General features: G+C 73.3%; 7 protein-coding genes. 4 read left to right on the top strand and 3 right to left on the bottom strand.

Annotated features, from left to right (window positions below):
* From ITP53_RS35780 to ITP53_RS35765, 4 genes are all read left to right on the top strand, one after another.
* On the top strand, positions 1-449 hold a 449-nt coding region (locus tag ITP53_RS35780; protein ID WP_195899888.1), incomplete at its 5' end, for a PH domain-containing protein.
* A gap of 152 nt (positions 450-601) precedes the next feature.
* The gene (locus tag ITP53_RS35775; RefSeq protein WP_207756892.1) at positions 602-1,264 is read left to right on the top strand and encodes an ATP-binding cassette domain-containing protein; all 663 of its coding nucleotides are present in this window, start codon (positions 602-604) and stop codon (positions 1,262-1,264) included.
* Complete coding sequence (locus tag ITP53_RS35770; protein WP_195899887.1) at positions 1,261-2,073, top strand: ABC transporter ATP-binding protein; 813 nt, start codon at positions 1,261-1,263, stop codon at positions 2,071-2,073. The genes ITP53_RS35775 and ITP53_RS35770 overlap by 4 nt, the downstream gene beginning before the upstream one ends.
* On the top strand, positions 2,070-5,072 hold the full coding sequence (locus ITP53_RS35765) for an FtsX-like permease family protein (RefSeq protein ID WP_195899886.1): 3,003 nt from the start codon (positions 2,070-2,072) through the stop codon (positions 5,070-5,072). Before ITP53_RS35770 ends, ITP53_RS35765 begins: the two co-directional genes overlap by 4 nt.
* Here ITP53_RS35765 and ITP53_RS35760 read toward each other — a convergent pair.
* From ITP53_RS35760 to ITP53_RS35750, 3 genes are all read right to left on the bottom strand, one after another.
* Positions 5,069-6,829, bottom strand: coding sequence for a hypothetical protein (locus ITP53_RS35760; protein ID WP_195899885.1), 1,761 nt, complete (start codon positions 6,827-6,829; stop codon positions 5,069-5,071). The genes ITP53_RS35765 and ITP53_RS35760 overlap by 4 nt on opposite strands.
* Before the next feature lie 70 nt (positions 6,830-6,899).
* Positions 6,900-8,336: a serine/threonine-protein kinase gene (locus tag ITP53_RS35755; RefSeq protein ID WP_195899884.1), complete on the bottom strand. Its 1,437-nt coding sequence runs from the start codon at positions 8,334-8,336 to the stop codon at positions 6,900-6,902.
* Positions 8,326-9,828 carry a serine/threonine-protein kinase gene (locus ITP53_RS35750; protein WP_195899883.1) on the bottom strand — a complete coding sequence of 501 codons (1,503 nt, stop codon included), beginning with the start codon at positions 9,826-9,828 and terminating at the stop codon, positions 8,326-8,328. Before ITP53_RS35750 ends, ITP53_RS35755 begins: the two co-directional genes overlap by 11 nt.
* Positions 9,829-9,974: the final 146 nt, after the last annotated feature.

Genomic DNA, 9,974 nt, shown 5'->3' with positions numbered 1-9,974 from the left:
GGGTGGTGCGGGCGCTGGTGACAGTCGCGGTGCTGGCCGCCGCCGCCTGGCCGGTGGCGGCGCTGGCGCCGTGGGAGTGGCTGCGCGCCTGGGTGTGGCTGGCGCCCGCGGGGGCGCTGCCGGTCGCACTCTGGCTGGCGGTGGACGGCGCCGCGAACCTCGGGCACGCGCTCGGCACCCGGCACCTGGTCACCAGGAAGGGCGCTGTCATCCGTCGTACGGTAGCGCTCGACCGCGCCGGCATCTCCGGCTGGACGATCACCCAGTCGTACCTCCAGCGGCGCTCCGGCCTGGTGACCCTCGCCGCCACCACCGCCGCCGGCCACGGCAGCTACGACGTGGTGGACGTGGGCCGGGGCGACGGGCTCGAGCTGGCCGCACGTGCGGTGCCGGGCCTGCTCGAGCCCTTCCTGGACAGGTCACCGCCAGGAAGGCAAGGAGCCGCGTGATCCCCCCACCGGTTGCCCATGCCCCTGTGCTGGACAAACGTGATCGCGAGACTCAATTACTTGCCGAGATAACCGTATTTGTCCAACTTGCAAGGGAGTTGCAGCCGTATTAACCGTTGACGCGGGTCCTCGGTCAGGAGGAAGATCCGCGCGTGGTCAACGGACCGGCCCTCGCCTGCCGCGCACTCAGCTGCCGCGTGGGCGGGCGCACGATCATCGACGATCTGACGCTCGAACTGGCCCCGGCCGAACGCGTGGCGCTCATGGGCCCGTCGGGATCCGGCAAGACGACCCTGCTGACCACGCTCGGCGGCCTGCTCCCGCCCGCCGCGGGGCGCGTCCTGGCCGGGGGCGTCCCCCTGGACGAGCAGCCTGAGCTGCGGGCCGGCCTGGCGCTCGTCTTCCAGTCGTACGGGCTGCTGAGCCTGCTCACGGCGGCCGAGAACGTCGAGGTGGCGCTGCGGGCGGCGGGCCGCGAGCCCGCCGAGGCGATGCGGCTGGCAGCGGAGACCATGGAGCGGGTGCGGGTGTCGAAGTTCGCCGGGCACCTGGTGGAGGAGCTGTCCGGCGGGCAGCAGCAGCGGGTGGCGGTGGCCAGGGCGCTGGCGTTGCGCCCGAAGGTGCTGCTGGCGGACGAGCCGACGGCAGAGCAGGACGCCACCCATCGCGCCGTCGTGCTGGACGAGCTGCTCGCGGTGACGGATGAGGGCACCACGCTGGTGATCGCCACGCACGACCCCGAGGTGGCCGAGCGCTGCGACCGGGTGATCGAGCTGCGCGACGTGGCCCGCCGGCGTTCGAGGAGCGGCACGTGAGCGTCGTCAGGTGTGACGGAATCGTGCAGATCTACCGGGCGCGCGACGTCGAGGTGGTCGCGCTGCGCGACGTGGACCTGGTGATCGACCAGGGCGAGACGGTCGCGCTGCTGGGCCCGTCCGGCGCGGGCAAGTCGACGCTGCTGTGGCTGCTCGCCGGGCTGCTGCGTCCGAGCGCGGGCCGGCTGTGGCTGGACGGCACCGACGTGGGACGGCTCGGCCAGCGCAGGCTGGACCGGTTGCGGGCGGCGTACATCGGCATGGTGTTGCAGAACCCCGCGCGCAACCTCATCGGCTACCTCTCCGCGGCCCAGAACGTCGCCTTCGCCCAGCGCGCGGTCAGGCGGGACCGGCGCCGCGCCATGGACCTGCTGCGCCGGGTCGGTCTCGAGGACGCGGGCGACCGCCCGGCGGGGCGCATGTCGGGCGGCGAACAGCAGCGGCTGGCGCTGGCCGTCGCGCTGGCCAACGCGCCCAGGCTGCTGCTGGCCGACGAGCCCACCAGCCAGCTCGACGAGGAGTCCGGCGCGTGGGTGGTCGACCTCATCAAGCGCGTGGCCAGGGATGACGGCACGACGGCTGTCGTGGTCACGCACGACACGACGGTGAGCGAGGCGCTGGGCCGTACGGTGACGATCAGGGACGGCCGGGTCGGCGCGGAGGGCCGGCGCGGCGAGGAGTTCGTGGTGGTCGGCAGGGAGGGCGCGGTGCAGGTTCCGCCCGAGTACCACCGGCTGCTGCCACCCGGCTCCATGGCCAGGATCGAGGAGCTGACGGACGGCATCGCGCTCAGGAGGGCGGAACCGTGATCCTGCGCGGCCTGTGGGAACGCCGTACGCTCTCGCTGGTCGTGCTGCTCATCGCGGTCGTGCCGATCGCCTCCGCGGCCGTGGGACCGATCTACTCGGAGGCGGCGCGCACCACGATCGCCAGGGACGCGATCGAGGCGGCGCCGGTGGACGGGCGCGGCTGGCGGTACACGACGACCACGGGCGGCATCGAGGCCAAGGTCGGCGCGTTCACCGCGGGCGCCGGCTTCACCGGCGCGCCGATCTTCGGGATGGAGGTCACCAGCGGCGGGCAGAACGACCAGCGCTCGTTCTCGCTGGTCTGGCAGGACGGGCAGTGCGCGCACCTGACCCTGGCCCGGGGGCGCTGCCCCAGCGCGGGCAAGGAGGTGATGGCCAGTCAGGCGTCCGGGTTCAAGGTCGGGCAGCGGATCAGGCTGAGCTCGGTGCTCGCCGCCGAGGCCGGGGAAACCGACCGCACGCCCGCGCCGCTGAAGGTGGTGGGCCTCTACCGGCCGGGGTCGCCGTCCGACCCGTTCTGGTTCGGCAGAACGTTGTTCTCCCCCACGGGCGAGCCGGGCCAGAACAGGGCCGACGCGCTGTTCACGGTGCCGCAGACCCGGCTGGACACGTACGTCATCACCGGCGCCTCCTTCACCGGCGCGCGGGAGACCCCGACGGGATGGACCGACTACGGCATCGTCTTCATCGACCCCGCCAGGTTCGACGGGGCCGGCATCGGCGGGCTGGCCGCCATGCGGGCGACCGCCGAGTCCCTGAGCAGGACCACCGGCACGATCGTCTACTCCCGCGTGGGCGACACGCTCGCCGAGATGACCGCCGGCACCGGCTCGCTCGGCGTTCCGACGCTCCTCGTGGTCGCGCAGCTCGTCGGGCTCGGCTGGATGCTGCTGTTCCAGACCGTGGGCGACCTGGTCAGGGCGCGCGGCGCCGAGATCGCGCTGGCCAGGCTGCGCGGGCACGGCCGGGCGCGGGTGTGGGGGTTCGCGCTGACCGAGCCGCTGCTGCTGCTGGCCGCCGCCGTCCCGCTCGGGCTGCTGCTCGGCCACGCGGGGGCGGGCGCGATGATCGGCGCGCTGCTCCCTCCCGGCATTCCCGTCCGCTTCCCTGCGGACGCGGCGCCGGCCGGGGTCGCGGCCATGCTCGGCGGCGTGCTGGCCGCCGCGCTCGCGGCCTGGCGTACGACGACCCGCCCGGTCACCGAGGAATGGCGGCGCACCCCGCGCATGACGGCACGCGGCTGGGTGCTCGACGCCGTGGTCCTGTCGGTCACCGCGCTCGGCCTGGTCGAGCTGCTGGCCACCGGAGTGATCGTCGACGTCTCCGGGCGGAGCGCCGCCGCGATGGCCGTGCCAGGACTGATCGCGCTGGGCGTCGCGCTGCTGGCGGCCAGGGCGCTGCCGGTGCTGACCGGCCGGCTGTTCGGCCTCACCAGGCGGCGTGGCGGGCTTGGGCCGTTCCTGGCCCTGCGGCAGGTCGCCAGAGGGCCGGTCACGGCGGGGAGCGTGATCGTGCTGGGGTCGGCGTTCGGGCTGGCGACGTTCGCCGTGTCGGCGTCGAGCGCCACATCGGGCGACTACGAGGAGACGGCCAGGTTCCACAACGGCGCGCCCACGGCGATCACCGTCCAGCCGGTCGAACCGGTCAAGCTGATCGCCGCAGTGAACGCCGCCGACCCGGGCGGCCGGACGGCGGCACCGGTGATCAAGATGCCGGGGCCGCCCCAGATGGTGGCCTCGGACCCGGCCAGGCTGGCCGCCGTGGCCCACTGGCGGCCCGATCTGGCGGGCGGCGCGTCCCTGGCCGAGGCCATGTCGGGGCTACCCGGTCCGGCCGCGCCGCGGGTGTGGGCACAGGGTGACAGGTTCCGCGCCACCGTCGAGCACGACCGGCCGCCGCCCGGCTGGGAGATCCGGCTGTCCGTCGCGTTCCGTGTCGGCGACTCGCTGCGGCCCTCCTGGCTTCCGCTGGGCTCGCTGAGCGGCCGCTCGGGGGTGCACGAGTGGAACCTGCCGCCGGCCTGCGCGAACGCTCCGTGCGAGCTGCGCGCCTTCCGCGGGGATCCCTTGTCGCCCCCCGAGTTCAGGGAGTCCGCGTACGTACAGGTGACCGTCACCGGGCTCGCCGTACGCGAGGACGGCCGCTGGCGCTCGCTCGACCTGCCGCCCTGGCGGGTGGACGAGGACCCGGACCGGCGCGGCGGCACGTTCGCGATCACCACGACCGGCAACCAGACGCTGCGGCCGGACAACTACCACCCCCGGTCCGCCGCCGTCGTCGTCGGGGACGTCGGCGGGAAGGCGGTGCCGGGACTGGACAATTCCTACGCCGCTCCCGTGCGCGCGACGGTGTCCTCCGCCGCCGCTCCCGGGCTGACCGGCCCGGGCGTCCTGGTGGACCTGGAGCAGGCCGACAGGATGGCCTACGGGGTCCACGACCAGGCCGTGTTCCAGGTGTGGACGCGGGCGGCCGACCCGGCCGCGCTGGAGCGGGCGCTGGCGGAGCAGGGCCTGGCCGTGGTGTCGCGGCGGCAGGCGGCCGACCTGGCCGCCTCGTTCGCGGGGCAGGGGCCGGGGCTGGCGCTGTTGCTGCTGCTGGTGTCGGCGCTGGCCGCCGCCGCGCTGGCGCTCGGCCGCACCGTGCTCGCCCTCTCCGCAGCCGCCAGGAGGCGCGGGTACGAGCTGGCCGCGCTGGAGGCGGCGGGCGCCCGCGTCCCTGCGCTGCGGGTCGCGCTGTTGCTCGAACAGGTGATCACGGTGACCGCCGGCACGCTGGCCGGGCTGGTCGCGGGCCTGGCGGCGGCCTGGGCGGCGCTCGGGCGGATCCCGCAGTTCGCCGAGCCGCCGCTCACGCCGCCGCTGCCGCACGAGATCGCGGCGGCGCCCGTCGCGATCGTCGTCGGCGCCGCCCTGCTGGCGAGCCTGCTGGCCGCCGTGCTGGTGTCGGAGTCGCTGCTGCGCGGCATCCGCGTCGAACGCCTCCGCGACACCCCCGCCTAGCTGCCGACCGGCTGCTTGGTGAGCTCCGTCATGTACGCCCTGGCCAGGGTCAGCGCCCCCGCCATGGCCTCCTGCTCGGTCATGAGCTTGACCTTGGGCGAGTTCGTCGGCTCCTTCTCCGGCCGCTGGTGGCCCGAGAAGTCGACGCCGATCACCAACGATCCCTTGCGTATCAGCACCGAGCCGCTGGAGGCGGAGACGTCGCCGTGCCTGGTCTGCACGAACTGCTGGTAAGCCTCGTCGCCGAGCCCGTCGACGTCGGCGATCTCGCCCCAGGTGATGCCGCCGATCGACGACTCCGCGGTGCTCATGCCGCGGCCCTTCACCCCGACGTAGCGGGACTTGGCCGCGCCCTCGTCGGCCGCGCCGGACCGGTTGGAGAACCGGTGGACGGTGATCAGCGCGCTGCGGATCTTGGTGATCCCCTCGCCGCCGGACAGGTTCAGGTTGAGCCAGCGGCACTCGGTCTGGTTGTCGCTGCCCGCCTCGGTGCCGCGCGCCCTGGTGGTGGGCTCGGGCACGAGCCTGGTGGCCACCGCGCCGACCGCCTGGCAGTCGGGGGGGAACATGGCGAGGACCGTCGGCGACGGCTCCGCCGTGGGGCTCGGCGAGGTGGTGGTCTCCGCGGTCTCCGCCTCGGCCAGCACGCCGGGGTTCTTCGCCTGCCAGGCGGCCACGCCCTTGGCGAAGTGCGTGACCAGGCCGCTCACCTCGCGGATGGCGTTCTCCTCGGTGATCGACTGCGTGGTCTCGTTGGACAGGATCTGCGAGTCCTTGCGCTGCTGGCCCGCTTGATACTTGACCTCGATCGTCATGTCGCCGACCCGGGCGAACGCCTGGCCGTACGAGTACCACAGCATGTCGCCGTCCCGCCGCCACGTGTACTGGGCGAACGCGCCTTCGCCCACGCCCTGGATGTCCTTGACCGGGGAGACGTACTCCTTCTCGTCGGGGTCCAGCGACGGCTTGGCGGTCTCGCCGTACTTGCCGCTGCGGAGGTCCATCTCGTGCGAGCTCTGGGCCATCGCCCTGCCGGTCTTGGCGCCCTCGCCCTTGTGCTGCTCGATCCGGACGTCGATCTCCCTGTTGCGCCAGAACTCGCCGTACGAGATGCGCTGGTTGACCCAGTTGCAGGTGAAGTCGACCGTGTTGTCGCCGTCCTTGGACGACTTCGCGACGGCCGCGCCGGGCACCAGCCGGTCGGCCTCCTCCTCGGGCAGCATGGCGCACACGTCGGGGCCGGCCGCGGCGGCCGGGGCGGGCTGGGACGCCGTCTTGCCCGGCTGCGACGGGGGTCGCGTGGCGGCGCCTGAGGTGTTGCCGTACACGAAGAAGGCTCCCACGCCGCCCGCCGCGACCAGCACGACGAGGGCGGCGGCCAGCGTGGGGAGCAACCAGGCGGGCCGCCGCGGTGGGGGCTGCGGGGAGGGCATGTGCGGCAACGTCGGCGGCTGGGTCGGCGGTCCCGCCGCGTAGCCCAGCGGCCGGCTCTGACCCTGCGGATAGCCCTGACCCTGCGGATGACCCTGGGGGTAGCCCTGACCCTGCGGATGACCCTGGGGGTAGCCCTGACCCTGCGGATGACCCTGACCCTGCGGATGACCCTGACCCTGCGGATGACCCTGGGGGTAGCCCTGCTGGGGATAACCGTGGCCCTGGGCGTGCGGGGGGCTCTGCGGGTGGGACGGTGGCTCGAACTGCCTGCCCGGCACCGGGTTAGGGGTGGCAGGCCGGTCGTACTCGCTACCGGGATTCACTGGGACTCCTGGGGTTGCCCTTACTTGCGGGAGAACATGCTAGTCACACCCCTTGCAAGGTGCTTACAGCTCATTTCGACAGCGCCGCGGAGACCAGGCGGGCGGCCGCGACGGCCGTCTCCTTGTCCACCGGGCTCGCGGCCGGCACGTCCTCACGATGCCAGATCACCTCGCCGAGCAGATTACTCGTGCGGAACAGCAGAGTGCTGTCGGATGTGCCGGTCTTGTTGGTGTTCACGTACAAGGTGAAGCTGTTCTGCAGGATCGCCGCCTCGCCCACCCCTGTCACGTCGCTGACCCGGCCCCTGGCCTCGCGCCCCTGCGTGCCCTCCCCCGCGCCGCGGCTGGTCTTCTCGCTGGTGAAACGGCGCTGCGCCACCTGCGGGCCGCCGAATTCGCCGGCGGGCTTCTCGGCCCAGGCGCGCAGGACGAGGCGGCGGCCTGGTTCGCGGATGAGCCACTGGCACTCGCCCGGCCTGGTCGCGGTGCGTTCCGGCTTGCCCTTCATGAGCCCGGCGACCTGTTCGTCGCTGAGGAGGGCACACGGATCGGGGGCCGTGGTGAACCTGCCGGTCTCCTGCCCGCCGCCGAGCGCGCCTGCGGCGTACCAGCCGCCCGCGCCCAGCGCCACGACGGCGGCCAGGGCGGCGGGGAGCAGCCACCGCCGCCTGGCCCGCCGCGGCCTGGGGACGGGCACGGTGGGCACGCCGGCGAGCGCCTGGCGGATCTGGCCGGCCGTGGGACGGGCGGCGGGGTCCTTCGCGAGCATGGCCATCAGCAGGGCGCCGAAGTCGCGCCCCGCCCTGGCCGGGAACGGCGGCTCGTGCAGCAGCACCGCCGCCGCCACCGCGGCGGGCAGCGCCCGTTCGAACGGCGACCGCCCCTCCACCGCGGTGTAGAGACTGGCGCCGAGCGACCACAGGTCGGAGGCCGGGCCCGAGGGCAGCTCGTTGAGCCGTTCCGGCGCCATGTAGCCGGGCGATCCTGCGCTGCCGTACCTGTCGCCGGGCCGGCCCATCTGGGCCGCGATGCCGAAGTCGGTGAGCATGGCCGAGCCGTCGCCGTCGAGCAGGATGTTGGCCGGCTTGACGTCCTGGTGCAGCATGCCGTGCGCGTGCGCGACCTCCAGCGCCGACAGGACCCGCAGCCCGATCGCGGCCACGAAGACGGGCGGCAGCGACCCGCTCTCCTTGATCATCTTGTCCAGTGAGCGGCCGCTGACCAGGTCCATGATGATCCACGGCTGGTGACCCTCGAGGACCACGTCGTGGACGAGCACGATGGCCGGGTCGCGCAGCCGTCCAGCGGACCTGGCCTCGTGGATGGCGTGGTCGGTGAACCGCGCGCGCTCGGCGGGGCTGAGGCCCTCGGGGACGCGTACCTGCTTGACGGCCACCTGACGGTCGAGCATCTCGTCGATCGCCCGCCACACCGTGCCCGCGCCGCCCTGCCCGAGCCGCTCGATCAGCCGGTAACGCCCGGCCAGCAGGTAGAGGTCACCCGGCATCGCGCAACGCCTGCTCGCTCGCCTGGGCCGCTCTCAGCGCCGACTGCTTGACGTCCTCGTCGGTCGGCCTGTCGTTGAGAGTGGTGTATTCGACGCTCACGACGAGGTTGGCCAGCCGGTAGTAGATGTGGGCGGAGTGGACGCGGCCTGTCGTGCCCTTGAGCTCGAAGCCGAACGCCTCCTCACCCAGGCCGGTGAGCTGCCGCACCGGGGTGCGCTTGGACCGGATGGACTTCTTCACGCCGATCTCCGGCCACGTCCAGTCGATGTCGTCGTACTTCGCCCAGTAGCGCTGCTGGTTCTGGAACAGCGTGCGGGCCGCGTCCGTGGTCATCGACCACGGGTCCAGCGTGTCGGAGTCCTTCTGCACCTGCAGGCCCACGCCGGTGCCCGAGATCGGCCAGCCGCACTCGGGACCCACCTCGTCGGCGTCCGGCTGCCCCTTGGGCGGGCTCTGGGTCCGCAGCAGCCTGCCGATCTCCTGCGAGCCGATCAGCGTGCACACGTCCATGGGCACCGTGAACGCCGACGGCGGCCCGCCGCCCTGGTCCCGCAGGACGAAGAAGCCGGTCGTGCCGGCGGCGACGGCCACGCCGACCGCGGCGGCGATCCAGACCGCGGCCCGGCCCCGCCGCCTGACCTGCCCGGGCACCGTCGCGTCGTGGTTGACGGGCAGGCGCGGAGCCTGCTCGCCCGCGGCGACCTGCCTGAGCACGTGTACGGCCACCCGCGGATCGGGACGGGCGGCGGGATGCCGCGCCATCATGGCCGCGACCAGCGGCCCGAGCGGCCCGGCCAGCTCGGGCACCGGCTGGGTCAGCGTGGCGCGCACCCGCTGCGCCGCCGACCCCTCGTGGGCGGGCGCGCCGGTGAGCGCGACGTAGAGCGTGGCGCCGAGTGACCACAGGTCGCTGAGCGGGCCGCCTGACTCGCCTTCGAGCCGCTCGGGCGCGATGAACCCGGGCGAGCCGATCATCAGCCCCTGCTCGGTGAGCGTGGCCTGGCCCTCCTGCCTGGCGATGCCGAAGTCGGTGAGCACCACCCGGCCGCTCTCGGTCAGGAACACGTTGCCCGGCTTGACGTCGCGGTGCTGCAACCCCTGGGAGTGGGCGACGGTCAGCGCCTCAAGCACGTCCGCGCCGACCCGCGCGGCGTAGTCGGCCGGCATGGGCCCGAACTCGCGTACGGTCTCGCCGAGCGTACGGCCCCGCAGCAACTCCATGACCAGCCACGGCCGCTCCTGCTCGACGACCACGTCGTGCAACGCCACGATGCCGGGATGGCGCAGCCGCGCGGTCGCCTGCGCCTCGCGCACGGCCCGCGTCACCGAGTCGGCCCGCTCCTTGGGCGACAGGCCCTCGGGCAGTGTGAGCTCCTTGACCGCGACGTCGCGATCAAGCATCTCGTCCCTGGCCAGCCACACTTTCCCCATGCCGCCGGCGCCCAGTGGGCGCAGCAGGGAGTAGCGACCGGCGAGTCTTCCCGTGGACATAAAGGGAAGGGTAACTACTTATGGGAATTCTGCTAAACGGATTGCCGTAACGTGCCTGGACCACGCACGGACAGTGACGCGGTGATCCCCTGAGCGAGTTCCCATGGGCGGGATCAAGAGGGGGTGGTCATTGGTTCCTGTCGGTC

Source organism: Nonomuraea cypriaca (assembly GCF_015645445.1).
Taxonomy (GTDB): domain Bacteria; phylum Actinomycetota; class Actinomycetes; order Streptosporangiales; family Streptosporangiaceae; genus Nonomuraea; species Nonomuraea cypriaca.
This window is presented reverse-complemented; position numbering and strand designations above follow the sequence as displayed.